Origin of the sequence: Ekhidna sp. (genome assembly GCF_963691765.1) — a bacterium.
Lineage (GTDB): Bacteria > Bacteroidota > Bacteroidia > Cytophagales > Cyclobacteriaceae > Ekhidna.
Window position 1 is genome coordinate 3,370,693 of record NZ_OY829375.1, and the last position, 25,576, is coordinate 3,396,268.

The window sequence follows — 25,576 nt, forward strand, 5'->3', positions numbered from 1 at the left end:
ATAGATCGGAAAACAATTTCTACAAATAATCACCCTAATCGTTTGCTTTTTCTGGTAAACCATGCTCGTTCTGTTGCTACAAACACGGCTACTAATATCAATGAGAAAATTAATGTCGTCATAACTAATTGTTATACAATACAATATTACGTGAGTGTTGTGCTTGGCTGGGGTAGGGTAAAATCCTAAATGTTATTAAGTAAAATGCTTAGATTGTTGAGATTCCAAATAGGAATTGAATACGAAGTTGGTTGTGGTTCAACTAAATTTAAGTTTATATGACGTTCCTATGTCAGAAATAAAGAAAATCAAGTTTCATAAAGGAGAAGATACTCGATCATTTTTTGACCTAGTTTCTTTAGTTGACATTCAAAATTTAAATCCCACCGATCACAATCAATTTGAAAATCATAGGTTAACCTTCTTTGCATTGTTTTTTATCATAGAAGGGAATGGTAAGCATAGTATTAATTTTCAAGACCGCTCATATACGCGGGGTACAGTATTCGCTATTGGCCCTGATAGCATTCATAAGTTTTATAAAAGTGACGCCTCTGGATATCTTCTCGTATTTACGGAAGACTTTATCCTGCAATATTTGAATGCTGAAAATGCGAACAGGATCTTCCAACTATTTAATGAGCAATTGATTTCACCTAAACTACAATTGACTGAAACTCAGATAGCTCGGTTTTTAGATTATATCGATTCAATAAAATTGGAGTTTCAAAGCATTCAAGATGGCTTTTCGTCAGAATTAATCCGCAGTCTGCTTCATGTTATTATCACTCATCTTCTCAGGATTAAGTCATCCACAAATCAAATACTTAAGCACTCTAAGTATCTCGATCAATTTCTGGAATTTCAAAAGTTAGTGAAGGCAAATGCCAGTACCAATAAGAGTGTTTCTTTCTATGCCGATTGTCTGAACGTAACACCAAGAACTCTGAATAATATTACACATGCGATTGTTAGTAAATCCGCTAAAACAGTAATAAATGATATTATCATATTGAAAATTAAGCGGTTGTTAATTAGCACTCAATTAAGTGCTTCTCAAATCGCTTATCAATGTGGTTTTGCGGAGCCGTCACATCTATTTAAGTTTTTTAAGAAGTATGCAAACCAATCACCTAAAAATTTCCGAAGGTTGTTTCGTTAGCGCATAGTTTGAATTTTATTCGATTTCCGATTTGTACATTTAATATGCCACTTGTTACACTAAATCAGCATATTGAATTCCTATTTTAGCCTTAATCTCATCATTAGATTGATGAGTTATCAATTAAACAATTTCAAAATTATGAGATCACAACTTATTGTACTTATTTTGGCTATTTCCTTTTTAGTGGGATGTAGTCCAAAGAAAACTTCTAATGAATCTCAATCTCCTGATGTTCGCGAGGAGGTTGAAAATGATCAAGGAGATGAAACGCTATCCATAGCAATGGACTTTATGGATGCTATGGGAAAAGGAGATATGGAACGAATGATCAGTCTTATGCATGATGACATGGTGTGGCATAACGAAGGTGATGCGAGTATGCCTTGGATAGGGCCTTGGAAAGGAAAGCAAGCAATTTTAGAAGAATTTATGCCCCTGTTTGGTAAAAATTTTAAGACTACAAAGTGGAATACTGAAGACGCATTCGCCAGTGGAGATACTGCGGCGTTTTTCGGTCGGATGGTTGGTTTGCTTACCAGTTCAAATCAGGAAACCAAGGAATTTACTTTTGCGCTACGCGTAAAAGTGAAAGATGGAAAGATCATTCTTTGGAATTGGTTTGAAGATAGTTATGAAGTCTCCAATAAATATCATGGAGTATAACCATAGTAAATCAGCATAAGCTCCTTAGTAAGGAGCTTTTTTATTGTCTAATTAACCCAATATTGAAATGAACAATTTTGAAGTAATAAGAAATGGCGAAGGCGATGACTATGATTACTCACAAGATCATTGCTACGTGAAGCTCTCCTCAAATAATACAAATGGTGAGCTAAGTTTTGTTGAAGATTCTTTAAAGCCAGGTTTCTTTTTAGCACGACATCATCATAAAATTATGACTGAGATCTTCTACATTCTTGAAGGTGAAATTGATCTTATTTTCGACAATGAAACCATCACTGCAAAAGCAGGGGATACAATAACAGTTCCTCCCAATGTTTGGCATGCTGCTAGTTGTAAGTCAGGAGGGAAGATGCTTACCATATTCAAGGATGGACAATTTGATCTTTATTTAGAAAAATTGTCACAACTATCAGATAGTGATTTTGCAGATCTAGAACTCATGAAATCCATTTCGGCTGAATTTGATATTTACGAAGAATGATATCTAGGTGAGTCTAAAAACAAAAACCGACCATTTGGTCGGTTTTTTTATTGAGGCGCTAAGCGGGTTGCTCATACACGCATGCATGCCGCACATCCCCTCGCGAAGCTCCTGTTAGTCGCTTTCGAACCTGCGGTTCTAATCCGCACATAAAATAAAAAACCCTGACATTACTGTCAGGGTAGTATGAGGCGCTAAGCGGATTCGAACCGCTGTAAAAGGTTTTGCAGACCTCTGCCTAGCCGCTCGGCCATAGCGCCAGAGTATATTAATTGCAAAAGTATGAAAAACGAGTCACCTAACATTAGCAGGTGACTCGATATAATTGAATTACTCTTCTTCTTTTTTAGCTTTTGCTTTAGTCGCTTTCTTAGCAGACTCCTTACCTGCATCTTCCATTTTGTCTTTCAATGCAGAAAGTGCATCAAGGTCACCCAGTGTAGACTTCTCAACTTCTTTGTTGATCTTATCTAGTGTGTTTCCTTTCTTGCCTCCGCTAGACTTCTTGGCAGCTGCTTTTGGTTGCTCTGCATCTTTATCCCAAATAGAAGTGTGAGAAAGTACGATTCTCTTATCATCCTTTGAGAACTCAAGAACTTTAAACTCAAGCGTCTCGCCCTCTGCAGCATTAGTTCCATCTTCTTTCTTCAAGTTCTTAGGAAGAACTTGTCCTTCAAGACCGTAAGGAAGCTCAACTGTAGCAGACTTGTCAGTTACGCTAGTAATTGTACACTTGTGCGTAGATCCTTTAGTAAATACTGTTTCGAACGTATCCCAAGGGTTTTCTTCAAGATGCTTGTGGCTAAGAGCTAGTCTCCTGTTTTCAATATCAAGCTCCATTACTTTCACTTCAAGCTCATCACCCACTTTCACGAATTCTGACGGGTGCTTGATTTTCTTAGTCCAAGACAAATCAGAAACGTGAACTAGACCATCGATTCCTTCTTCAAGCTCGATAAATAGACCGAAGTTGGTAAGGTTTCGAACAGTTCCTTTGTGCTCGGTACCAATAGCATAGTTTGTAAGAACATCTTGCTTAGTCCATGGATCTTCAGTAAGCTGCTTGATACCAACAGACATTTTTCTTTCTTCTCTATCAATAGTTAATACTACTGCTTCGATCTCATCTCCAACATTGATGAAGTCTGAAGGATTTCTCAAATGCTGAGACCAAGACATCTCAGAAACGTGGATAAGTCCTTCAACGCCAGGGATGATTTCAAGGAATGCTCCGTAATCTGCTACGTTTACGATCTTACCTTTAACCTTAGATCCAACATCAATATCCTTATCAAGAGAGTCCCAAGGATGATCAGTAAGTTGCTTCATTCCTAGAGAAATTCTCTGCTTATTGTCATCGAAATCAAGAACTACAACGTTCACTTTTTCATCCAAAGAAAGTACTTCTTCTGGGTGATTGATTCGTCCCCAACTGATGTCAGTGATGTGAAGTAGTCCGTCAACACCTCCAAGATCGATGAATACACCGAAATTGGTCATGTTCTTAATAACTCCTTCAAGTACTTGACCTTTCTCAAGGTTGTTAAGGATTTCAGCTTTTTGTTGCTCTAGATCTTTCTCGATTAGTACTTTGTGAGAAACAACAACGTTATCATTAGTGTAGTTGATTTTAACAACTTTAACTTCCATAGACTTACCTACGAAAATGTCAAAATCTCTAATTGGTTTAACGTCAATTTGTGATCCTGGAAGGAATGCTTCTACTCCGTAAACATCTACGATCAAACCACCTTTGGTTCTTCTCTTCACAAATCCTTCAATAATCTCATCGTTATCAAGTGCTCCTTGGATAGATTCCCAAGCCTTAACGATTTTAGCTTTTCTTCTAGAAAGAACAAGTTGCCCGTTCGCATTTTCTTGCTCCTCAATATATACCTGAACTTCATCACCAGGTTTTAAGTCTGGCATATCTCTGAATTCAGAAAGCGATACTAGTCCATCTGATTTGAAGCCAATGTTTACAATAACTTCTCTGTCAGTAATACCTACTACTGTACCGCTAATAAGTTCTTTCTCAGTGATTTCAGTAAGCGTATCTTCATAAAGCTTTTCCATTGCTTTACGATCTGCTTCAGAATACTCATCATCGAAACCATCATCATCGAAATCGAAATCGCCAGCTGGCTCGATTTCTGGCTCTGCTACTTTTGCAGGCTTTTCAGCTTTAGCCTCTTTCTTCTCTTTTTTCTCAGCTTTTGGCTCTTCAACTGCTACTTCTTCTGCTTTAGCAACTACTTCTTCTTTCACTTCTTCCTTCTCAGTCTTCTTAGTTTCTGCTTTTACAGTTTCTTTCTTCTCAGCCTTTTCCTTGGTTTCTTTCTTAGCTGTTGTTTTGGTAGCGGCTTTCGTTTCTTTCACTTCTTTTTCGTCCGCTTTTTTTGTTGCTGCTTTTTTCGTCGTAGTCTTCTTAGCAGCAGTTGCCTTCTCTGTAGATTTTTCTTCAGTCTTAGGCGTTTCTTCTTTCTTTGCCATAATAAAAATTGACTCCCTTTAATACACTTTGTCAGTTGGAGTCAGGCACTGACAAGCATTTTTGTTAAACATAATCTGATATAAACCAGAACGCTCCGTTTTGGAACGGAGCGCAAAGGTAGATTATTTCTTTAAAAAAGAAGGAGTATACGTCGTATTATTCTCCAAAAAATACTGGAGCAATAGCATCTGCTGTTTTCAGCTTTTTAAGTTGCTTTTCAATAGCACGTGTATCTGATTCTCTACTGTAGTAAGTTAATCGATCGTACACACGATCAATTTGCTTTAGGATTACATACCGTGATTTGAAATCATTTTCCGGATATGATTCAAGTTTTGATTGACTGTCTTTAATAAGAACTTGCCCTGCTTTATAAATCTTTGGTTTTACTGCAGTTCTTTGAAAAGTAGTAGCTCCACTGTATTCATTAATTATCTGCTTCTGAATAAAATACTTTTCTTCTACTTTTTTTGCTCGGTTTTCAACCTTCTTAGCAATTGCTCTATAATCATCCATAGTGATGGATAAGCCATCTGGAGATGTGGTTTCCACTTGTCCAGGCGAATTTGACGTCTGTGGTTCTTCAGTTTGTGCTGTCACCGCATGAACCAATAGGATGGAAAAAAAACAAAATAGGGTCCGCTTCATTTGTGATAATTTACTTTTGACTTATAATGTTAGTCGCGAATATAAAATTGTTATGAAAAGATACCTTACCGTTTATATAATCATTTTTCAGATTCTTGTGAGTTGTGCGCCAAACGACACTCCAACATTGGAAGCGGATAGCATTTACTTCAATGGAAATATCTACACCATGGATGATTCAAATCCCAAGGTGGAGGCGGTAGCAGTTAAAGCTGATACATTTCTTTATGTTGGAACCAAGATAGATGTTGATGCATTTAAGGGAGATAGTACACATATAATTGATCTCAACGGTAAAACAATGATTCCGGGGCTAACGGAAGGTCATGCCCATATTATGGGAGTTGGGTATAACTTGTTAAATGTTGATCTAAGAGAGGCTAAAAGCTATGAGGAGGTTGTTGAAATGGTTGCAGCGCGCGCAGCGAATACTCCGGAAGGAACTTGGATTCTAGGACGAGGGTGGCATCAGGATAAGTGGGTCGAAAAGCCTGAGATGACGAAAGGTTTTCCTACTCACGATTTACTAAGTCAAGCAGTTCCTAATCACCCAGTATGGTTAAAACATGCGAGTGGACATGCTGCACTAGGTAATGCCAAAGCGATGGAAGTTGCTGGAATAGATGGCCAATCGGATCAGCCGGATGGTGGCGAAATTTTCATGAGCCTTGGTGGAAATCCAACAGGCATTTTCAACGAAACTGCGCAAGGACTTGTAACAAAGGTTATCCCTGAGCAAACCAAAGAAAGTGATGTGCAAGCACTCAAACTAGCATTGAATCAATGTTTTAAGTATGGAATCACGGGCTTTCATCAAGCAGGTTCAGGACCGGATCATATCAATCTATACAAGGAGTTTGCTGAAAGAGGAGAACTCAAATTAAGATTGTATGTCATGCTCAACGGACGAGATCCAGAACTTTTGGAAGAATATTTCAGGAATGGTATTGAAGAAGATATATATGAGAATCAATTAACTGTTCGATCAGTGAAACTCTATGCGGACGGTGCTCTTGGATCAAGAGGTGCATGGTTACTCGAAGAATACTCTGACGCACCTGGTGTGCATGGACATAATGTTATGCCAATGGAGGATATTGAGGAAATTACTGCTAATGCATACAAAGCAGGCTTTCAGGTATGCGTTCATGCGATAGGCGATAGAGCGAATAGAGAGGTTTTGGACATCTATGAGCGAACATTCGAACTATATCCAGAAGGTGCGCCTAAGGAGCCGCGCTTTAGAATTGAACACGCCCAACATTTTCATCCAGATGATATTCCTCGTTTTGCAGAGATGGGTGTAATCCCAGCAATGCAGGCTGTTCATATGTCTTCAGACCGTCCATGGGCGATTAATCGCTTGGGGACTAAGCGTATTAGAGGTGGTGCTTACATGTGGCAGTCTTTACTTCAGTCTGGCGCCCGCATTGTAAATGGAACAGATGCGCCTGTAGAGCCAATTACCCCTTTTGCAAGTTTTTATGCATCTGTGAGTAGAAAAACTTTGAAGGGTAATCCAGAGGGGGGATATGAGCCAGCAGAAAAAATGACCAGGGATCAAGCGTTAAAGTCTTACACGCTAGATGCGGCGTATGCTGCATTTAGAGAAGATAGAAAGGGGAGCATTGAAGTTGGTAAATGGGCCGATTTAACCATTTTTGATAAAGATATCATGACCATCGAGGAAGAAGAAATTTTAAATACTGAAGTAGAAATGACAGTCATTGGTGGTGAAATTGTCTATGAAAAAAAATAGAGGTGTGACCTAATGTTGACCGTTTTCATCAACTCATGTTCGTCAATTGACGTGTGCTAAGTCAGTCAAAAACTCGAATTAGTATGCAAAACGATTTTATTATTGAGTGTCCCGATGGCAAGAGCCTTACGGCAACTCATTTTGGAAAAGTAGGACGTCCTGCTGTAATTGTATCACCAGCTGTTGGTACACAAAGAGGGTATTATTCAAAGTTTGCGCTCTCACTTGTTGAACAGGGTTTCCAAGTGGTAACTTTTGATTATAGGGGGATTGGTCAATCCAAGGTTAGGATGGATGATACATCTGCTACCATGACAAGTTGGGGCGAAGTTGATTTGTCATCGGTAATTAATTGGGTTGAAAAAGCCGAAGATTCTCATGAAGTTTTTTTAGTAGGACATAGTGTTGCAGGACAGCTTTTCCCTTTAGCTCCCAATAGTTCAAAGGTTAAGGCCGCATATTTTGTTGCGAGTCAAACTGCAGCAAGCAATTACTGGTCAGGTCCTCAAAAGCTGACTGTTGATTTATTATGGAATTTTATTCTACCTGCTACCACAACACTCACTGGAAAATTGCCCAGCTGGGCTTATGGTGGAAAGTACGATTTGCCAAAATACGTAGCTGAAGAGTGGGCTTCATGGGGGAAACATAAAAATGGTGTAATTCAGGATAGCGAACATCGAGCAAAGGCTTTTAAAGAGGTAAATATTCCTATGCGGTTCATTAGCATATCAGATGATCGGCTTTTAGCTCCTAGAAAAGCAGTTGAAAGATTATACAATCAATACGGAAGTAGTTTTAAAGATCATCAACATTGGTACCCAGAAGATTTTGGAAAAAAATCGATTGGACATTTCGGTTTCTTTCGGTCATCTAACTCGGAAATGTGGCAGGATGTGCACCTTTGGTTAAAAAGACATGTTTAAAATGTCTCGATCAATTACTTTCGTGTGAAATAGCAATGCATTGATCGTACAATCAAACGTTTCCTTAAAACCTTACAACACCTTTGGTCTCGATGAAAATGCCGGTTTTCTGGCAATTGTGGATTCTTTAGAGGATCTCGATGAGATTTATCAAACCGGCCGTTTTCGTTCCCAGAAAAAGATGATTTTAGGCGGAGGGTCAAATGTGTTGTTTACCCGAGGATTTACCGGTGTGGTTGCTAAGAATGAAATTCGCGGATTGCATATCCAGAATGAAACGGAAGAAGAGGTGTTGGTATCTGTTGGTGCTGGAGAAAATTGGCATCAATTTGTCCTATGGTGTGTTGAAAGAGGATTCGGAGGTGTCGAAAATCTATCTCTAATTCCTGGAACAGTTGGAGCTGCCCCAATGCAAAATATCGGAGCATATGGCGTAGAATTAAAGGAAGTGTTCCATTCACTAGAAGCTTACGAAATTAAGAGTGGAAAGAATGTTTCTTTCTTCAAAGAAGACTGCAAATTTGACTATCGTTATAGCATTTTTAAAGGTGAACTCCGTGATGAATTTGTCATTACCAAGGTGTTTTTCAAACTCTCAAAAAAACCGACATTCAATATCTCTTATGGTGCAATAAAAGATACATTGGAGAAAATGGGGGTGGGAGAGTTGACTCTAAAGAATGTAAGCCAGGCTGTAATAAATATTAGACAGTCTAAACTTCCTGATCCGATTGAGATTGGAAATGCAGGTAGTTTTTTTAAAAATCCAATCATTGAAAAATTACACTTTGAAGCCTTAGAAGCTCAATTTGAAGATATCAAAGTGTATCCAATAGATGATGAAACAGTAAAGGTTCCTGCTGGTTGGTTGATTGAAAAAGCAGGATGGAAAGGCTATAAGGATGGAGAAATTGGTGTCCATTCAGAACAGGCTCTTGTGCTTGTAAATCATGGAAATGGAAGGGGTAAAGACATATTCAAGCTGTCCAATGAAATAAAAAAATCTATCCAAAGCAAATTTGGAATTGAGCTTGAACGTGAAGTCAACATCATTTAAGAGCCAATTAATAATCGCTAAATCCGATCTTGATAGTCAATCCCTATTTACAGTTTACCTATAATTTAGTGAAATGACAGCGAATCCAATTTTTATTCTGACTGTATTGTTTGGTTTAATTTTCGCTAGCGAGTGGCTGTGTAAACATACTTTTCTGAAATATATCAGCAGCTCATTGTTAGTGATCGTTTTAGGAGCGATAGTTGCGAATCTTAACTTGATTCCTTCAGCATCTGACTCTAGTCCTGTTTATGATACAATATTCAAATACGTTGCTCCAGCTAGTATTTTCTTCTTACTGCTTGGAGTAAACCTTAAGCAATTAAGGAAGGCAGGATTGCCTATGCTGATAGCTTTTATTTTAGGATCTGTTGGTACTATGCTAGGTGTAATTATCGCACTGAATGCAATTGACTATCAAGCTGTCTTTGGTGATCAATTTGCAGCAATCGCAGGGATGATGACGGGGACTTACACAGGGGGAAGTGCCAATTTTAATGCGATTGCATTGCATTATGACGTTTTTCGGGAAGGAGTTGTTTTTACAGGTGTTATAGTTGCTGACAATATTGTCACAGCTATTTGGATGGTAGTTAGTTTATCTATTCCAGTATTTATGCAAAAACTTAGGCCTCACCCTCAAGTGGTTTCAGGTTTAAATGGTGATGAACATATGGAAAGAGAGAATGAGCAAATAGAGCCAATGGGTTTAGCCTTGATGTTAGGGATATTTTCTATTGCGATTTTGTTTTCGGATGTGGTTGCACATTCACTGTCATCTGTAGGTTGGAATATTCCTTCCATTCTCATACTTACAACAATAGCACTGATATTGGCACAGTCAACAAGAATACAGAATCTGGCTGGAGCAAAAATGCTAGGGATGTTTTCTGTGTATCTCTTCTTAGCTGTAGTTGGAGCTTACTGCGAGATTGGAGCACTCATAGATGTTGGATCAAACGCCCTTGACATTTTACTTTTTACAACCTTAATAGTTCTTATCCATTCAGTCTTCTTAATCGGGGTTTCTCTTTTGATTAAAGCTGATTGGTCAATAGTAGCAATTGCATCACAGGCAAACATTGGAGGTGCAAGTACTGCATTGGCATTAGCAAAAAGCTTCAAGAGGAGTGATTTGATTCTGCCGGCGATTCTGGCAGGATCGTTAGGTTCAGGGTTGGGGACATATTTGGGCTTTATTGTCGCAGCTTTATTGGGAAGCTAAAAATAAAGCCGGGCCAACAGGCCCGGCTTGGTCTAGGTTAGCGATGAGACGTCACTTATCCATCTGAACGGTAGTTTCCATAGAGTCACGATTTTTTACGTGCTCATCCAGCCATTGGTTTTGTTCCCATAATACATGAAGAATACTTTCTTTAGCTCGATATCCGTGACTTTCTTTTGGCAACATTACTAATCTTGCCGGACCTCCGAGTCCTTTAAGCGCGTTAAAATATCGTTCGCTTTGCATTGGGTAAGTTCCAGAATTGTTATCGGCTTCTCCATGCACGAGCAAAAGGGGTTTTTTCATTTTATCTGCATGCATAAATGGAGACATGGTATTATAGACTTCTGGTGCTTCCCAGTAAGATCTTTCTTCACGCTGAAAGCCGAAAGGAGTAAGCGTTCTATTGTAAGCCCCACTTCTTGCGATTCCTGCGGCAAACAAATTAGAGTGGCTAAGAAGATTGGCAACCATGAATGCACCATAAGAGTGACCGCCTACTGCAACTCTATTTCTATCGATATATCCCATCTCGTCTACAGCATCAATTCCTGCCTTAGCGTTGGCGACAAGTTGTTTTCTAAACGTGTCATTTGGTTGTTCGTCTCCTTCTCCGATAATTGGGAATGCCGCATCATCTAGCACTACATAGCCTCTTGTTACCCAAAAGACTGGCGATCCATACCATGGATAAATGAATGCATTAGGATTGGTTGTATTTTGTCCGGCGCTTGCTTTGTCTTTGTATTCAACTGGGTATGCCCACATAATCATTGGCATTTTCTCCATTTTTTTCTTGTCGTATCCAACAGGTAAATAAAGAGTTCCAGTTAGTTCTACACCGTCGTCCCGTTTATAAGTTATTACCTGCTTCTCTACATCTTGCATCGCTTTGAATGGATTTTCAAATTGGGTAATTGGTTTTAGCGCTACCTTCTTCTTTATATTTCTAACATAGTAATTAGGATACTCTGTTGGAGATTCTAATCGAATCAGAATTTCTCCTTTGCCCATGTTTAGCGCATATACCAAATCTTCAACTTTGTCTGTGTAGTTTGACTGATAAAGTCTACTTGTTTTACCACTCGCAATATTCATTTGATCTACAAAAGGAAATTGACCTTCTTTCGTAAATCCTTCTCCCATTAAGTATGCATTACCATTATCTACAGATAAGACATACCTATTTAACTTGTTTTTGGAGGTAACAAAATTCCCTGGATCGCTATACGCATCTTGATAATTACGATCGAAAATTATTCTAGCTTCTTGTTTATTATCCGAAGGGTTGAATACATACGTTTTTGTATTTCTATTGTCAAACCAATAGTCATAAGCTATTGCCATATTGTCCGAACCCCAGGTGATTCCGGAGAAACGATTTTTGGTTTTTACAACAGATCTTTCTGACCCATCAAATGGAGCCGTTAATTCAAAAACTTCATCCCTATATTCCATTTCGATTGCAGGATCTCCTTTGTCCAATGCCAACGCCCAAATAATAGAAGCTGGTTTATCACTTCTCCAACTAAAGTTCCTTGGTTGATCGGTTGTAGACATAAATCCTTTAGGTCTAACCTCATCAACAGATCTATCTAATAATACTTTTACTTGCTTCCCATTGCTATCAAAGATTGCTGTCTGTGATGCAAACCTGTAATAAGGTACTAAGTATGAAAATGGTCTTTTAACAGTGGTTAAAAGAACATATTTCCCATCAGGTGAAAATGACATTCCTCTATGCATGCCTGCTTCCATCCATTTTGAAGTGGTCCCATCTATATCAACTTTGAATATTTCTGATCTGGCTAGCTGTTCAAAATTCTTTTCGTCAACAGGATTTTTGAGAAGGTCCTGATAGGTTCTGTTTTGGGCTTTTTCTCCTGAACTTACACTAACCGTCGGTCCTGTCGGTACAGCTGTTTGTGTGTTTATCAAAGGTTCTCGATCATTTGGTAACATCTTAACAAGCATTGCCTTGCTATCTGCAAACCATGTCATAGGTCTTCCAAGATTGGCATTTGCTCCAGCATTAGTAAGTTTTTTTGCTGATCCTTTATTGATATCTAAAACCCAGACCTCAACACCTGTGTTGGTCGTGTGGGTGAAGGCCATCATCGATTCATCAGGTGACCAAGCGAAATATGAGAACCTCGGATTTTCTGGTAGACCTGTTACTTGTCTAGCGTCCTTATCAAAGGCTTTTTTAACCTTGATGTTGTTGTAAAATGTGGTTCTGCTTCCAATGTTAGTGACAGGATTAATCCTTAATCCCCCCAGTCTTAGTTCTTCCTCTGATAGTTCAGCAATTGTCTTGTATGCATTTCTATACAATAGAATAACATTCTCACCTTTATCATCGATGCGTACAGAGGGTGCAAGTGGAGCATCAACCAGATCTTTAATTTCTTTAGGTGGCTCCTGATATCCTAAACTTCCTTGTGCAAAGGAGCCAAATGAAGTAAGGATGATTAATGTGTAAAAAATGATTTTTTTCATAGTCCTAGCTGTTAGTAATAGTTGATCCTCAAGTTAGAAAATATAGCTATGTGTTTTCTGCCGTTTGTGTAAGAGTTGTGCAAAACATTGTTTCATCTTCGCAAAATTGGCTGCCTTTTGACGTAATGAAGACTTAAATTATAATTTTAATATACCGCTGAGATGTTTTTAAACACATTCGTGTTTAACAGATAAATGAGCAACCTATGATTCACACCCACATAGATGAAAAGACAAATGGAAGTATTCAATTTGTGTATGAAGAGCCTGACTATACAAGCGCATTGAAAGAGCACAATCAAAGTACGCTCACTATAGTCTGGAACAGAGGAAGGGATCAAAAGTTAATTGTTGATGGTGAAGCGCTCGTTCTCAGTCAGAAGCAGATTATTGTTTTTACAGCGAATCAGAAGGTTGAATTTGAACATCCAAAAGCAATAGTTGCATGGCATTTCAATCGTGATTTTTACTGCATTATCGATCATGATCATGAGGTATCATGTGCTGGGCTATTGTTTTATGGTAAAAAGGGACTTCCAATAATTGATCTTTCTGATGATGGTCAAGCTAAATTGGAATTGCTGTTTCAAGTTTTTCTTGATGAATTTGATGAGGAGGATGATAACCTCAAGACTGAGATGTTGAGGATAATATTGAAACGTTTGATTGTCAAGCTTACCAGATGGTACAAATTACAGCATGCATTAGTTGATGTCTCCGATAAAGACATTGATGTTGTTAGAGAATTCAACTTACTCGTTGAACAACACTTCCGCAAGTATCATCAAGTACAAGATTATGCAGATCTCATTCATAAGTCTTCGAAGACTATCTCAAATCTTTTTTCAAAATACAGTGACAAGTCACCGCTTCAGACTATTCATGAACGAATACTTCTAGAGGCAAAGCGACTACTGATTTATACAGATAAAACGACGAAGGAAATCGCATATGAAATAGGGTTTCAAGATATTCCTGGATTTAGTCGTTTTTTCAAAAAACATACCCAATTTGCTCCTTCGAAATACAGGCAAGAGCAACTAAATCCTCTAGTTGGGAAAAATTGATAAGTCTTAGGGAAGAATAGACACTACCCTAAGCTCACATACCTGCGTTCTTTGAACCATAATCTTTTAAACAAAAATTAAAATTTAAAATAATTAGAATTATGGCAACGATCAACGTACCAACCAGAGACGAAGTATCAGCAAACAACCAAGAGATCTTCGACAACCTTAACAGCAAGTTAGGTTTTGTTCCAAACCTTTACGCAACATTCGCGCACAGTGAAACTGCTCTTGGTGACTATCTAACTTTCCAAAACAGAAAATCATCTTTAAAAGCGAAAGAAAGAGAAGTAATCAATCTAGTAGTAAGTCAAATTAACGAATGTGATTACTGCCTTGCTGCTCATACTGCTATAGCTAAAATGAATGGATTTACTGATGAGCAGATCCTTGAGCTAAGAACAGGTGAAGCTACTTTCGATGCCAAGCTTGATGCTTTAGCAAACTTCACAAGAGACATCACAATTAATAGGAGTAAGCCAAGTACAGAGTCAGTAAATAGACTTTTTGAAGCAGGTTACACTAAGGAGAATTTGATTGATATCAATATCGTAATAGGAGACAAGATTGTTAGCAACTTCATCCACGGTGCTGGACAGTTTGAAGTTGACTTCCCGGCAGCTCCTCAATTAGAAGGTGCATTAGCTTAATAAAATAACTAGAAATAAAGAATTAGAACAATGAAAAAAGCAAGCGTTTTATATCTATTGGCGTTGACTGTGTTAATGACTTTAGCATACTCTCAAGAGCCACAGAAAATTAACTTAGTTCAAACTGAAGGAAAGTTCGATCAAACAGAATTGAAACTGCAAGCTGGCAAATCTTATGTTTTTGAAGTTGAAAATGACGGTGTAGATCATCTATTAGGATTTGTAATTGCTCCAAAAGGAAAAACTGATAAGAAGAATCATGTGCAAACTGCCTATCTAAGCAAGACTATTGCCGATGGAGAGAAAGCAAGTTCACAAGAAGTAGTGTTGGAGAAAGGCGAATACGTTTACTTCTGCCCTTTGAATCCAACTCCTCAGTACAAGATTACAGTAGAATAGTAGTAGGTTAAGTGTTTTTGGATCAAGAGCCGCTCAATAGAGCGGCTTTTTTATTTATAACTAATCTTGTGTTGCTGGAGCTTTTTCCCCTCTTTGCCATAGTATTGAAGTGTTAGCTGAGGAACTTTTGATTTCCATCTTATTGACAAGGAGGCAAAATTAGTTTCATAGATTTTTTCCTTGATCATGTGCTCATTCTCCTCTTTTTCAATGCTTGATGGACTTGTTAGGCTACTAGATGTAAACTCGTATAGCGGGTACTTGTAATTATCCAGCTCAATCTTAGAAACTTCTGAGAGATGTCGATCACCAGATAGTAATATTATTGGCGCATCTACTGATTCAAGTGTAGTAAATAGTTTTTCTCTTGCCGATGGAAAATTCGCCCACTTTTCCCATCTATGCTGACTTGGAATAACTTGGATTCCTGATGCGACAATAAATAGGTCTATGCTTTCGTCAGTGAGTTGGTTTTGAAACCAGCTCCATTGATCTTCGCCTAGTATATCTCCAGATGGATTTACGATTGAAACTTTATCTCTGGTGCCTGGATTTTGCCAGTTAAGTTCATCTCGAAAATACCTTACGTCCAAAAGAATCACTTTCACATTGCCATCAGATCCCTTGTAAGTATAGGATTGATATGCTCCCTTTCTTGTCTGTGCTGGATGATTTTGATCGATGTCTAGAAAATTAAACAGTGCTTTTTTACTATCGTCTTTAGCTGGAAATTCTTTGCCTCCATCATTGACCCCAAAATCATGGTCGTCCCAAATCCCAATAATCTCCGTATCCTCGATAAGTAATTGGTAGTCTGGATGAGACTTTTGAAGATCATACTTTTGATTTAGGACGTTTACATCCTCACTATCACCATATATGTTGTCTCCAAGCCATATCCAAAGGTTCGGATTTGTGTCAATGACTTCTTTCCAAAGTTGATCGTCTGGTTGGTTTTGCTTGCTACATGATCCAAAGGCAATTCTGTTGATTTCTTTTTCAACGGTAACATCTGCTTGCTGCGCTAAAGCAACAAGTGGAAAGTATAAGATTAGTGTGAGTATTCTATTCATATCTGCAAACTAACGTAGCCAATATTAAGCAACTGCTAAGAATGGTTGAAGTTTAGTCAAACCAACTCGCTTACATTATCCAGTGATCCTTGATATTGCTCCACTTCAACTCCAAATTTTTTCAGAAAGTCTACGCCTTCATCGGATGCAATTCCTTTGTACTCAGCATATGATTTTAAATATATGACCTTATGGATTTTCGTTGTGTAGATGATCCTTGCACATGCTATGCATGGCGAAAGGGTCACATAGAGGGTGGCACCCTCAACGTCGGTTTTGTTTTTTACTGCATATAGAATCGCGTTTTGTTCCGCATGTAATGCGAGTGAACAGCTTCCTTTCGAATCTCTTGGACATCCTTCTTCAGGCCATTCTAAATCACAATTGTGTGTGCCAGCAGGTGGACCATTATACCCGATGGAAATAATACGAGTGTCTTTAGTAAGAACAGCGCCCACATGTCTTTTGATACAGTGGGATCGTTTGGCCAAGTTTACGGCCAATTCCATGAAAATATCGTCAAACTCTGGTCGATCCATATAGCGAAATTAAGAATGTATTGGGAATGTCAATTGAATAAAATTGAATGTGATTGGATAAACTAGATATTCCAACGATTCGTATACTTGCCAAAACATTCCTCAACTAATGAGAAAATTCACATTCGTATTTCTTCTAATATCATTCATTTCTTATTCCCAGGAAAGTTCTGAACCAGAAATGGGATTTGAGGAATACAATCCCACGTCGACTTTAGTGGTCCCAGAAAACCCTGTGACAAGTGCAAAGTTTCCGTTTATAGATATACATAGTCATCAATGGAATTTGACAAAAGAACGAATTGCAAGTCTTGTGAAAGAGATGGATGACTTGAATATGGGTGCGATGATTAACCTAAGTGGTAGAGGGTTTAACAGAGAAGCCAGAGATATTGGATCTCAAGAATATTTGGCAGGAATGGTGAGAAGGGTAGAAGGAGAAGCCCCAAAACGTATCATTGTATTTACCAATGTGTCATTTAAGAATATTGGTGAAGATGGTTGGACGGAAAATGCTGTTAAAGAATTAGAAGAAGATGTGAAGGCTGGCGCCCAAGGACTGAAGATATACAAAAGCCTTGGACTTAGTTATAAGGATTTAGATGGAAATCGTGTTGCCGTAGATGATCCACGAATAGATCCAATATGGGCTAAATGTGGAGAATTAGGTATTCCAGTTCTTATACATTCTGCAGATCCAGCTCCTTTTTGGCAACCTATGGATTCAGACAATGAGAGGTGGCTTGAATTGAAATTACGCCCAGGTAGAAAAAGGGGAGCGGATAATCCTGCCCCTTTTGAGCAAATCATAGCTGAGCAGCATAACGTCTTTAAAAAGCATCCAAAAACCACTTTTATAAATGCGCATATGGGATGGATGGGGAACAACCTGGATAAAGCAGGAGCCCACCTTGATATGTATCCAAATGTGTTGTTTGGAATAGGTGCTGTGATTGCTGAATTCGGAAGACAGCCAAAGCGAGCGAATGCCTTCTTTGAGAAATATCAAGATCGACTGGTCTTTGGAAAGGATGCGTATAATCCTGAAGAATTTTATACCTACTTCAGAGTACTTGAAACAGAGGATGAGTACTTTCCTTACTACAAGAAGTACCATGCATTTTGGAGAATGTATGGACTAGGGCTCTCAGATGAGGTTCTGAAGAAGCTTTACTACAAAAATGCTTGTAGAATTATTCCAGGATTGAATGAGAGTCATTTTGAGTAAATGACACTCTTAGGATCGATCTAGTTTCCCGCAGTACTTTTTCTGTAATATTCCATTGCCTTAGGCATATTCGCATTAAGGTCAGAAATCCGAGTATCATGTGAAGGGTGAGTGGATACAAATTCTGGTGGTGCTTCGCCGCCACTCATGGATGCCATTCTTTCCCAAAACTTTGGAGCTTCTTTAGGATTGTAACCTGCCATAGCCATGAAGTAGAGGCCAAGCTTATCAGCTTCGGATTCATGCTTACGAGAAAAGGCAAGTATACCTAGAGATGTTGCTGCGCCCGCTCCTTGCATGATTAGTTCTGATGGTACAGATGGACCCGAACCTCCGCCAGTAAGCAGGATACTTACTGCAGATAATCCAAATTGAGCAGCGTATCCTTGACTGATTCGCTCTCTACCATGATTGGCTATTGCATGAGCAATTTCATGACCCATCACCACAGCAACTCCCAATTCATCCTTACATATAGGCATTATCCCTGTGTAGAATGCTACTTTTCCGCCAGGCATACACCACGCATTGACAGTGCTGTCATTTTTTATCAAATTGAATTCCCATTGATAGTCTGAGAGATAGTTAGCTTCGCCTCGATCTGCAAAATATTGTTCGACTGCTCGCTGAATTCTTGTGCCAGTTCGCTTTACCATTCTGGCTTGATCAGTTCCTTTAATAATCTTACTTTCCTGCTTTACCTGCTCATATTGCTGAAAGCTCATTGGAAAGATTTTGTTGTTATCGATCAATGCTAATTGTGACCTTCCGCTCAAAGGAACACTGGAGCATTGTACTAGAAAAAGCGCTATCAGAATGAAAGAAACAGAAACTAGCTTTCGCATAAGCTTGAAATTTTAATGATAAAGTCAGATACGATTTCAAAGATAGAACGTCAGATATTTTAATTGCCATATATCGAGAAACAAATGAAATTACATTATTCCAAAACATTCTATTTTTAGCGAATGAAGAAGATTAATTGGCTAGATCATATTGCCAACCTACTTGTCGTCATTCTTGGTATAAGCATTGCCTTTTATCTGGAGAGTTATAAGGAAACTGATAATAATCGGAAGCAAGAAAGAAAATATTTGGAGAGTCTGGTTTCAGACTTGGAAGCAGATATTCAATACTTAGATACGTTAGGATTTAGAAATGAGCAGATATCTAGCGCATTAGTAAAGCTTTGTGATGCAAGTCTCGGAAGACCATATGAATCTGACACAGCGTTGATGAATTATATGTTCGCAATTCAATACAATCCTCCATTTACACCTCAGCGAACTACTTACGAGACATTGAAAGCTTCAGGTAAAATGGACTTAATTGGGTCTTTTGAAATTAGAAATGAAATAGTTGATTTATATGAGCAATATTATCGGGCCACCGGTGAATATGATGCCTCGATCAATCAACACTTACGGGATTTCATTAAGCCGTATTATATGAAGAATATCAAATTCAATTCAGGTCAGTCAATTAATCCTGACTTCCTTTTCAAGAATGAATTTAGAAACATGATCTTCGGCTACAGGTATGTATTTATCGCGAAGGATAATTTTTATGATGAGGTCAATTCTAGGGCTGAAAGTGTGAAAAAGCAGCTTGAAGAATACATTGAGACAATGTAGATCAAACATGTCGATATGAAATATATTCGATTGGTATGTTGCGTTCTCGAGCAAATAGCTCTACTTCTTCAATTATTTCCTGTTTATTCAAAGCTTCATAATTGATGGAGTACGAGAAGTCGAATTCCTTAGTCATCACTGTAAGATTTTCAGGCTTAAATTGAATGAGTTTGATGTCTTCGATTTTGAAATTCATGGCACCCTGAAAAAATCCTTTCTTGAGCGTGATAGCATCTTCGCTCAAAGAGATTCTTGGAGCAAATGTGGAGTTCGGCTTAACAAATGATTGGGCTAAAAAAATGTAGAATATTCCTAATAAAATTTGAAGGATTCCTAGGACTAAATCAAAAGTGTTATTGATGTCAGATAAATTCAATATTCCTTGACTTACAAACAAGACAGCAAGTAGAATATTGATTGCTTTCAGATTTTGTGGCTGCTTAAGATGTAGTGTTTTCATTGATAACTTGTTACGCTAATTCTTCCCACTTCTCCATGAGTTTTTGCAACTCCGTTTGCTCTTCTTTATACCTTGAATTTACTTTTTCGTATTCTTCTGCATTCTCATAGATTTTGGGATCAGCAAGTTGCTCCTCAAGGGATTTTATGCTGTTTTCAATCTCTTCAATCTTAACCTCAACATTTTTGAGTTCTTTAGCTGCTTTTTGCTCATCTGCATTATTTCGAACTTTGGTATTTTCCTTTTTCTTGGATGGATTAACCTCTTTATCAGATGATTTTTCTCCTTTATTGTTTTTCTCCCACCACCAAGAGAATTCTTGATAGGTACCCGGATATTCCTTTATTTCCTGACCTTCAATCCACCAAATTTTATTGGCTACTTGTGTGATAAAATGTCGGTCGTGAGAAACCAATAGTAATGTGCCTTCATACTGCTGAAGAGCTTGAACAAGTATGCTTACCGACATCATATCCAAGTGGTTAGTCGGCTCATCTAATAATAGGAAATTGGCTTCCGATATAAGTGTTTTTGCTAAGGCAACTCTAGATTTCTCACCTCCAGAAAGCACTTTGATTTTTTTGAAAACCTCATCATTGGAAAAGAGGAAGCAACCCAATACACTTCGAAGTTCTTGTTCTGTCTTACCGGTTCCTGCTTGCTTCAATTCTTCTAATAGGTCGTTCTGTACGGAGAGTGATTCTAGCTGATGCTGGGCATAAAAGGAGTTTATCACATTATGACCTGTTTGCACTTTTCCTTCGTGTGGTTCTGTTCCAGCTACTATTCGAAGCAAAGTGGATTTCCCTTTTCCATTTGCTCCAATCAATGCGATCTTATCTCCTCGTTCAATACCAATTGAGGAATTATCAAGAATGTTTAGGTCTCCATAGGACTTGGATATGTCTTCCAATCTTTTAACATGCCTACCGGATTTAGTTTTGAAGTTAAACCTGAAGTTGACTTTCATGTTTTCATCAACAACTTCTTCCACACGCTCCATTTTTTCAAGCATCTTCATTTTAGATTGTGCTTGACTGGCCTTTGTCGCTTTAGCTTTAAATCTTTCTATGAACCTTTCGGCTTCTCGTATTTTCTTTTGCTGGTTTTCATACGCATTTTGTTGAAGCTCATTTCTCAAAGACTTTTCTTCTTCATAAAAGTCGTAGTTTCCTGAATATACATGGAGGTCCGCTTGTGTTACTTCCACTATTTTATTGACGGAGCGATTGAGAAATTCTCTATCATGTGAAACTATGATGTAAGCTCCTTCATACGATTGAAGGTAATTCTCAATCCATTGAATAGAAGGAAGGTCTAAGTGGTTAGTAGGCTCATCTAGCATCAGCAAGCTGGGCTTTTCGAGAAGCAATTTTGCCAACATCACTCTCATTCTCCATCCACCAGAAAATTCACTTAGTGGTCGTGAAAGGTCGGCAGTTTTAAATCCGATACCCTCTAAAATTTCTTCCGCTTTGGATTGAAGGGTGTAACCTTCTTGTGCTTCAAACCTTTCCTGGAGTTTGGCTAATTTATCAACCAGCTCATCGCGGTAGTTTTCCTCCATTTCCTTTATCACCTTATCTATCTCTTTTTGGATAGCCATGGTGGAGGCGAAGGCAGTCATAGCCACAGTCAAAATAGAGTCTTGCGTTTGAAATGATAGCAAGTCCTGATTCAAGAATCCAATGGTAGTGTCTTTGCTCATGGAGATTTTCCCGCCAGATGGCTGTACATCACCAACCATCATCTTTAGTAGTGTAGACTTACCAGTACCATTGAGGCCAATTAGACCTATTTTATCTTTTGGTCCAATGAATAAAGACGCCTCGTCATACAGAGGTCGATCTCCTAAGAAGTAGGATAGATTCGTGATATCAATCATGGCGCAAAAGTAGCGGCATTACTCTTTTTAAAATCTGCGAATGCAAAAACTATTTTTTAGCCAATGGAATTGAAACTGTGAAAGTAGCTCCTTCACCTTTTTCACTTTGAAGATCTATTATGCCACCTAATTTGTCTACCAATGTTTTTACAATAGAAAGTCCAAGTCCTGCTGAACTTTCCCCATCAGTAGGTCTAGTTGATAATCGCTGGAATTTTTGGAAGGCCTTTGTTTTATCCTTTTCATTGAATCCTTGTCCGTTGTCCGCAACAGTAAGAACCAAAATTTCATTTTTATTAGAAAGTTTGAAATCCACAGTACCACCTTTCGGTGTGAATTTCAATGCATTGGAAAGTAGATTGTCTGTTATTCTGCCAAGTACATTTGGGTCAGTCAATATTTCTTTCTTCTCCATATCCAGCAATGGAGTAAAGGAAATGTTTTTCTTTTCAGCTAATTCTTGATAGCAGATCTTCTTTTGGTCGTAAAAATCTGATAGGCTAATGGAGGATTTACTTAATTCAAAATCTTCTCGTTCATACACCTTCAGGTCAGTCAGATTTTCAATCATCTCTCGTCCATCTACTGTCACCTTATGAATCATCTCATTGAATTCTGCGGTTTGTCCTTTAAGGTCCGATTTCATAAGATTGCTGATGCCTTGGATGCTTGATAATGGCGCTTTGAGGTCATGAGCTACCACAGCCATTAAGTGATCTTTTTCTTCCAAAGCGCTTTTAAGTTCAGCATTTTTTAATTCAATGATCTCATTCTTGTCTTTCAAGGCTTTGGTTCTTCTATCAACTATTTCTTCGAGTTCCTTATTCACTTTTTCAAGATGGGCGGACAATTGTTCTTTTCCTTCTAGCGCAAATAAGTAACGACCAATCACCATGAACATCAATTGAAGGATATAAAACGCAATTCCCACGTGCATGAGATTGAATGAATATCCAGGAATTACATAATTACTTGCCAAAATATCATGTAATACAGCGAGGAATGCTGCCAGATAGCCTACCAATAGAAATCGGGCTCCAAATTTATGAGCAATAGCTGCCCTTACAAGGCTGACAAACAGATAAATACCAATAAGGACATTACAGGCATGATAATATGGAATAATGGAATATGTAATTCTTGGTGATGCGATCACGATGAATAATGAAAGCGCTACTCCCAAGATCCCAATGGAATTAGTGATTTGTTTGTGGAAGAATCTGGGGAAATTCATTCTTAAAAACAAAGCATTGGCGGGGCCAATCATGACTATGGATAAATACATGGTCTTCTTGAGCACAGACCAACTAGCTGATGGAAACAGGTCCATAAATGGCAGGTCTCCTCTTGTAAGAAGAAGCATTGCCAAGGATAAACAAACTAAGAAGAAGTAAATTGATGATCTTTCACTCGATCTCCTTATGAAAGTTGATAATTGAAATAGTGCACCTATAAGAATGCATCCGATTACAATAAGCTTAAATGCACCATTAAGCTCAACTTTCTCGAATAGCTCTTTCTCGTAATTCAGTTTGGGGGCATACCATAAACCTCCGCTTTTGTTGCTAAAGTTGCTAATGTGAAATCTTAAGGTGACGGTATCTCCTGGATTTGCTTCAAAAGCGAATACTTTATAGTCAATTTTAGGTCGGGTTTCAGTTTCATTTTCTCCGGGTACACCTACCTGACCGATTAAGGTTTCATTAGCGTATACTTTGTATGCGATACTTACTTCCGGTACTTCAATAGCAAAGTTCGTAGATGTTGCGTTTTTAGAAACTACTACTGATTTGAAATAGGTGCCGTAGCCAAACGCACCTACCTTATTTCCATGCCATGAGATCTCATTCCATGTTCCAGGTACATCAATGGCAACGTAGTCCTGAGTTTGAATCGATTCTGAATAGGAAAGGAACTTGTTCATTGTTAAATTCCAACCTCCACTTATTGCAATTTCCTTCCCTTCAAAAACAGTTAAATTTTCTTGAGCGCCAGATTTAAAACTTCCAATTAGAAATGGAAGGATGATAAGTAATCTTAAAATCAAAAAGCAGTATTACTAGGTTTTAAACTTTTCAATTTACTATGGTCATCTTAATGACTCATGGATTATTCTATTTAACCTTTAAATCCTTCGATCGATTTCTCGTATATATTTGTCCAGCTTATCATTTAACTTGAAACCAAAAAAATATTATGATCCGATTTGCATCCTTTTTTCTAGTGATTCTATTGGTTAATTGTTCTTCAAGTACTCCAGAAAATACTGAAGTTGAGGAGATTGAAGAGGAGATTGAACTTCTTTCCTATGAAGGATTAAATCTTGATAAAATTAAATTGCCGGATGGCTTTAAAATTGATGTATTCGCACGAGTGAATAATGCACGATCAATGGTGCTGAGCGAAAATGGAACTCTGTTTGTTAGTAATAGAGGAGGGGATAAGGTGTATGCAATTAAGGACACGGATGGAGACTGGAAGGCGGATGAGAGATACGTTATTGCTGAAGGTATGAGAATGCCTAACGGTATTGCATTGAAGGATGGGGCTCTTTTTGTTGCTGAAGTCTCAAGTTTGTGGAGATTTGATGATATAGAAGCTAACCTTTCGAATCCACCAGAACCTGTTAAGATTTATGATGACTATCCTACCGATGGCCATCATGGATGGAAGTATATCGCTTTTGGTCCTGATGGTAAGCTCTATGTGCCTGTTGGTGCACCGTGCAATATTTGTGAAAGTAAAAATGAGCTTTATGCGAGTATTACACGAATGAATCCTGATGGATCCGACAGAGAAGTCTACGTGCATGGGGTTAGAAATACGGTTGGATTTACTTGGCATCCTGAAACAGGCGAGCTATGGTTTACAGACAATGGAAGAGATTGGTTGGGTAATGAAAGCCCATCATGTGAGTTAAATCGTGCTTCAGACCAAGGTCAACATTTTGGATATCCATATTGCCATGCTGGTGAAATCAAGGATCCTGAATTTGGTCACAAGTTTCCTTGCTCAGACTTTGTAAAACCTGCACAAAATCTCGGTCCGCATGTAGCCCCACTTGGGTTGAAGTTTTGCACGAGCACTGCATTTCCAGCTGAGTATAAGAATAAGATATTCATTGCTGAGCATGGGTCTTGGAATAGAGATGCAGATGTTGGCCACACCGGCCACAAGATTACCATGGTGACAGAGCAAGATGGTGTTGGTGTTGCCTATGAGGATTTTGCTGAAGGGTTTTTAAATAAAGAAACCAATACTGCTTGGGCAAGACCTGTAGATATAGTGTTTGCCAATGATGGCTCAATGTTGGTTTCAGATGATTTGGCAGGGACGATATTTAGAATTACTTATTCTGAATAGTAGTTCTTAATCATCTTTATTTTTCTTACGCTTCTTGCGACTTTCATTGTAGTGAAGATAAAGCGTGTTTATGAAGGTTAGGATGATGCCTACACCTGCTATGATGTATATGTGAAGATCTTACCTGCATCAGTTTGCGGCGCAAAATCTCCAAAACCAATAGTTGTGAGCGTGATAAAAGAGAAGTAGAAAGCATCCAGGTAACTCCATCCTTCAAGTTCATGATAAGTGAATGTTCCGATTATTAGGATAAATACGCTGGTCAAAAGTAGGTCTCGATATTCTTTATCTTCAAGAAATGCTTTTATGGTTCGAAAGAAAATCATGCAATGAAATTACT

The 25,576-nt window shown here is 38.3% G+C and carries 23 protein-coding genes and 1 tRNA gene; 13 read left to right on the top strand and 11 right to left on the bottom strand.

Features of this window, described 5'->3' with window-relative positions; genetic code table 11:
* Positions 1 to 289: 289 nt before the first annotated feature.
* The 3 genes from ACY650_RS15150 (at position 290) to ACY650_RS15160 (ending at position 2,330) form a co-directional block, all read left to right on the top strand.
* Entirely contained in the window at positions 290 to 1,162 is an 873-nt protein-coding gene (locus ACY650_RS15150; RefSeq protein ID WP_462248563.1) for a helix-turn-helix domain-containing protein, read from the top strand.
* Between the two features lie 141 nt (positions 1,163 to 1,303).
* On the top strand, positions 1,304 to 1,828 hold the full coding sequence (locus tag ACY650_RS15155; RefSeq protein ID WP_462248564.1) for a nuclear transport factor 2 family protein: 525 nt from the start codon (positions 1,304 to 1,306) through the stop codon (positions 1,826 to 1,828).
* A 67-nt stretch (positions 1,829 to 1,895) separates the two neighbouring features.
* Positions 1,896 to 2,330, top strand: coding sequence for a cupin domain-containing protein (locus tag ACY650_RS15160; RefSeq protein ID WP_462248566.1), 435 nt, complete (start codon positions 1,896 to 1,898; stop codon positions 2,328 to 2,330).
* 189 nt (positions 2,331 to 2,519) lie between these two features.
* Here ACY650_RS15160 and ACY650_RS15165 read toward each other — a convergent pair.
* The 3 genes from ACY650_RS15165 to ACY650_RS15175 form a co-directional block, all read right to left on the bottom strand.
* A tRNA-Cys gene (locus tag ACY650_RS15165) sits at positions 2,520 to 2,590 on the bottom strand.
* Between the two features lie 70 nt (positions 2,591 to 2,660).
* Entirely contained in the window at positions 2,661 to 4,823 is a 2,163-nt protein-coding gene (gene rpsA / locus ACY650_RS15170) for a 30S ribosomal protein S1 (RefSeq protein ID WP_462248568.1), read from the bottom strand.
* 157 nt (positions 4,824 to 4,980) lie between these two features.
* Positions 4,981 to 5,472 carry a hypothetical protein gene (locus ACY650_RS15175; RefSeq protein ID WP_462248569.1) on the bottom strand — a complete coding sequence of 164 codons (492 nt, stop codon included), beginning with the start codon at positions 5,470 to 5,472 and terminating at the stop codon, positions 4,981 to 4,983.
* A gap of 52 nt (positions 5,473 to 5,524) precedes the next feature.
* Between ACY650_RS15175 and ACY650_RS15180 the strand changes: the two genes are divergently transcribed.
* From ACY650_RS15180 to ACY650_RS15195, 4 genes are all read left to right on the top strand, one after another.
* Positions 5,525 to 7,231 (top strand): amidohydrolase, encoded by a 1,707-nt coding sequence (locus ACY650_RS15180; RefSeq protein WP_462248571.1) that lies wholly within the window; start codon positions 5,525 to 5,527, stop codon positions 7,229 to 7,231.
* 83 nt (positions 7,232 to 7,314) lie between these two features.
* Entirely contained in the window at positions 7,315 to 8,157 is an 843-nt protein-coding gene (locus tag ACY650_RS15185) for an alpha/beta hydrolase family protein (protein ID WP_462248573.1), read from the top strand.
* Positions 8,158 to 8,197: 40 nt separating this feature from the next.
* On the top strand, positions 8,198 to 9,214 hold the full coding sequence (gene murB / locus ACY650_RS15190) for a UDP-N-acetylmuramate dehydrogenase (protein ID WP_462248574.1): 1,017 nt from the start codon (positions 8,198 to 8,200) through the stop codon (positions 9,212 to 9,214).
* 73 nt (positions 9,215 to 9,287) lie between these two features.
* Positions 9,288 to 10,439, top strand: coding sequence for a DUF819 family protein (locus ACY650_RS15195; protein WP_462248576.1), 1,152 nt, complete (start codon positions 9,288 to 9,290; stop codon positions 10,437 to 10,439).
* A gap of 51 nt (positions 10,440 to 10,490) precedes the next feature.
* Here the strand turns inward: ACY650_RS15195 and ACY650_RS15200 are convergent, their stop codons facing one another.
* Positions 10,491 to 12,938, bottom strand: a complete 2,448-nt coding sequence (locus tag ACY650_RS15200) for a S9 family peptidase (protein WP_462248577.1) — start codon at positions 12,936 to 12,938, stop codon at positions 10,491 to 10,493.
* A gap of 206 nt (positions 12,939 to 13,144) precedes the next feature.
* On the opposite strand from ACY650_RS15200, the gene ACY650_RS15205 reads away from it, so the two are divergent.
* The 3 genes from ACY650_RS15205 to ACY650_RS15215 all read left to right on the top strand — a co-directional run bounded on the left by ACY650_RS15205 (position 13,145) and on the right by ACY650_RS15215 (position 15,054).
* The gene (locus ACY650_RS15205) at positions 13,145 to 14,005 is read left to right on the top strand and encodes an AraC family transcriptional regulator (protein WP_462248579.1); all 861 of its coding nucleotides are present in this window, start codon (positions 13,145 to 13,147) and stop codon (positions 14,003 to 14,005) included.
* A 101-nt stretch (positions 14,006 to 14,106) separates the two neighbouring features.
* Positions 14,107 to 14,655 (top strand): carboxymuconolactone decarboxylase family protein, encoded by a 549-nt coding sequence (locus ACY650_RS15210; RefSeq protein WP_462248580.1) that lies wholly within the window; start codon positions 14,107 to 14,109, stop codon positions 14,653 to 14,655.
* Between the two features lie 30 nt (positions 14,656 to 14,685).
* Complete coding sequence (locus ACY650_RS15215) at positions 14,686 to 15,054, top strand: cupredoxin domain-containing protein (protein ID WP_462248582.1); 369 nt, start codon at positions 14,686 to 14,688, stop codon at positions 15,052 to 15,054.
* 50 nt (positions 15,055 to 15,104) lie between these two features.
* Here ACY650_RS15215 and ACY650_RS15220 read toward each other — a convergent pair whose 3' ends face one another.
* Together ACY650_RS15220 and ACY650_RS15225 are read right to left on the bottom strand one after the other, a co-directional pair.
* Positions 15,105 to 16,127, bottom strand: coding sequence for an alkaline phosphatase D family protein (locus tag ACY650_RS15220; protein ID WP_462248584.1), 1,023 nt, complete (start codon positions 16,125 to 16,127; stop codon positions 15,105 to 15,107).
* Positions 16,128 to 16,183: 56 nt separating this feature from the next.
* A complete protein-coding gene (locus ACY650_RS15225; RefSeq protein WP_462248586.1) occupies positions 16,184 to 16,666 on the bottom strand; it encodes a deoxycytidylate deaminase in 483 nt (160 codons plus the stop codon).
* Between the two features lie 109 nt (positions 16,667 to 16,775).
* Between ACY650_RS15225 and ACY650_RS15230 the strand changes: the two genes are divergently transcribed.
* On the top strand, positions 16,776 to 17,894 hold the full coding sequence (locus ACY650_RS15230) for an amidohydrolase family protein (RefSeq protein WP_462248588.1): 1,119 nt from the start codon (positions 16,776 to 16,778) through the stop codon (positions 17,892 to 17,894).
* Between the two features lie 20 nt (positions 17,895 to 17,914).
* Here the strand turns inward: ACY650_RS15230 and ACY650_RS15235 are convergent, their stop codons facing one another.
* Positions 17,915 to 18,739 (bottom strand): M48 family metallopeptidase, encoded by an 825-nt coding sequence (locus ACY650_RS15235; protein WP_462248590.1) that lies wholly within the window; start codon positions 18,737 to 18,739, stop codon positions 17,915 to 17,917.
* Between the two features lie 123 nt (positions 18,740 to 18,862).
* Here ACY650_RS15235 and ACY650_RS15240 point away from each other — a divergent pair, with 123 nt between their 5' ends.
* Positions 18,863 to 19,528: a DUF6090 family protein gene (locus tag ACY650_RS15240; RefSeq protein WP_462248592.1), complete on the top strand. Its 666-nt coding sequence runs from the start codon at positions 18,863 to 18,865 to the stop codon at positions 19,526 to 19,528.
* Position 19,529: 1 nt separating this feature from the next.
* On the opposite strand, the gene ACY650_RS15245 is transcribed toward ACY650_RS15240, so the two are convergent.
* Genes ACY650_RS15245 through ACY650_RS15255 form a run of 3 tightly spaced genes read right to left on the bottom strand, consistent with a single transcriptional unit; the run spans position 19,530 to position 23,920 of the window.
* Positions 19,530 to 19,988: a hypothetical protein gene (locus tag ACY650_RS15245; protein WP_462248594.1), complete on the bottom strand. Its 459-nt coding sequence runs from the start codon at positions 19,986 to 19,988 to the stop codon at positions 19,530 to 19,532.
* A 10-nt stretch (positions 19,989 to 19,998) separates the two neighbouring features.
* On the bottom strand, positions 19,999 to 21,873 hold the full coding sequence (locus ACY650_RS15250) for an ABC-F family ATP-binding cassette domain-containing protein (RefSeq protein WP_462248596.1): 1,875 nt from the start codon (positions 21,871 to 21,873) through the stop codon (positions 19,999 to 20,001).
* A 49-nt stretch (positions 21,874 to 21,922) separates the two neighbouring features.
* Positions 21,923 to 23,920 carry a sensor histidine kinase gene (locus ACY650_RS15255; RefSeq protein WP_462248598.1) on the bottom strand — a complete coding sequence of 666 codons (1,998 nt, stop codon included), beginning with the start codon at positions 23,918 to 23,920 and terminating at the stop codon, positions 21,923 to 21,925.
* Positions 23,921 to 24,069: 149 nt separating this feature from the next.
* Here ACY650_RS15255 and ACY650_RS15260 point away from each other — a divergent pair, with 149 nt between their 5' ends.
* Positions 24,070 to 25,236: a PQQ-dependent sugar dehydrogenase gene (locus ACY650_RS15260; RefSeq protein ID WP_462248600.1), complete on the top strand. Its 1,167-nt coding sequence runs from the start codon at positions 24,070 to 24,072 to the stop codon at positions 25,234 to 25,236.
* A gap of 98 nt (positions 25,237 to 25,334) precedes the next feature.
* Here the strand turns inward: ACY650_RS15260 and ACY650_RS15265 are convergent, their stop codons facing one another.
* Positions 25,335 to 25,562, bottom strand: a complete 228-nt coding sequence (locus tag ACY650_RS15265; RefSeq protein ID WP_462248602.1) for a potassium channel family protein — start codon at positions 25,560 to 25,562, stop codon at positions 25,335 to 25,337.
* Positions 25,563 to 25,576: the final 14 nt, after the last annotated feature.

Excerpts from the sequence above, each read along its gene's own strand:
- ACY650_RS15150 (WP_462248563.1), top strand. The coding sequence starts at position 290 with ATGTCAGAAATAAAGAAAATCAAGTTTCATAAAGGAGAAGATACTCGA.
- ACY650_RS15155 (WP_462248564.1), top strand. The coding sequence starts at position 1,304 with ATGAGATCACAACTTATTGTACTTATTTTGGCTATTTCCTTTTTAGTG.
- ACY650_RS15160 (WP_462248566.1), top strand. The coding sequence starts at position 1,896 with ATGAACAATTTTGAAGTAATAAGAAATGGCGAAGGCGATGACTATGAT.
- rpsA (WP_462248568.1), bottom strand. The coding sequence starts at position 4,823 with ATGGCAAAGAAAGAAGAAACGCCTAAGACTGAAGAAAAATCTACAGAG.
- ACY650_RS15175 (WP_462248569.1), bottom strand. The coding sequence starts at position 5,472 with ATGAAGCGGACCCTATTTTGTTTTTTTTCCATCCTATTGGTTCATGCG.
- ACY650_RS15180 (WP_462248571.1), top strand. The coding sequence starts at position 5,525 with ATGAAAAGATACCTTACCGTTTATATAATCATTTTTCAGATTCTTGTG.
- ACY650_RS15185 (WP_462248573.1), top strand. The coding sequence starts at position 7,315 with ATGCAAAACGATTTTATTATTGAGTGTCCCGATGGCAAGAGCCTTACG.
- ACY650_RS15195 (WP_462248576.1), top strand. The coding sequence starts at position 9,288 with ATGACAGCGAATCCAATTTTTATTCTGACTGTATTGTTTGGTTTAATT.
- ACY650_RS15200 (WP_462248577.1), bottom strand. The coding sequence starts at position 12,938 with ATGAAAAAAATCATTTTTTACACATTAATCATCCTTACTTCATTTGGC.
- ACY650_RS15205 (WP_462248579.1), top strand. The coding sequence starts at position 13,145 with ATGATTCACACCCACATAGATGAAAAGACAAATGGAAGTATTCAATTT.
- ACY650_RS15210 (WP_462248580.1), top strand. The coding sequence starts at position 14,107 with ATGGCAACGATCAACGTACCAACCAGAGACGAAGTATCAGCAAACAAC.
- ACY650_RS15215 (WP_462248582.1), top strand. The coding sequence starts at position 14,686 with ATGAAAAAAGCAAGCGTTTTATATCTATTGGCGTTGACTGTGTTAATG.
- ACY650_RS15220 (WP_462248584.1), bottom strand. The coding sequence starts at position 16,127 with ATGAATAGAATACTCACACTAATCTTATACTTTCCACTTGTTGCTTTA.
- ACY650_RS15225 (WP_462248586.1), bottom strand. The coding sequence starts at position 16,666 with ATGGATCGACCAGAGTTTGACGATATTTTCATGGAATTGGCCGTAAAC.
- ACY650_RS15230 (WP_462248588.1), top strand. The coding sequence starts at position 16,776 with ATGAGAAAATTCACATTCGTATTTCTTCTAATATCATTCATTTCTTAT.
- ACY650_RS15235 (WP_462248590.1), bottom strand. The coding sequence starts at position 18,739 with ATGCGAAAGCTAGTTTCTGTTTCTTTCATTCTGATAGCGCTTTTTCTA.
- ACY650_RS15240 (WP_462248592.1), top strand. The coding sequence starts at position 18,863 with ATGAAGAAGATTAATTGGCTAGATCATATTGCCAACCTACTTGTCGTC.
- ACY650_RS15245 (WP_462248594.1), bottom strand. The coding sequence starts at position 19,988 with ATGAAAACACTACATCTTAAGCAGCCACAAAATCTGAAAGCAATCAAT.
- ACY650_RS15250 (WP_462248596.1), bottom strand. The coding sequence starts at position 21,873 with ATGATTGATATCACGAATCTATCCTACTTCTTAGGAGATCGACCTCTG.
- ACY650_RS15260 (WP_462248600.1), top strand. The coding sequence starts at position 24,070 with ATGATCCGATTTGCATCCTTTTTTCTAGTGATTCTATTGGTTAATTGT.
- ACY650_RS15265 (WP_462248602.1), bottom strand. The coding sequence starts at position 25,562 with ATGATTTTCTTTCGAACCATAAAAGCATTTCTTGAAGATAAAGAATAT.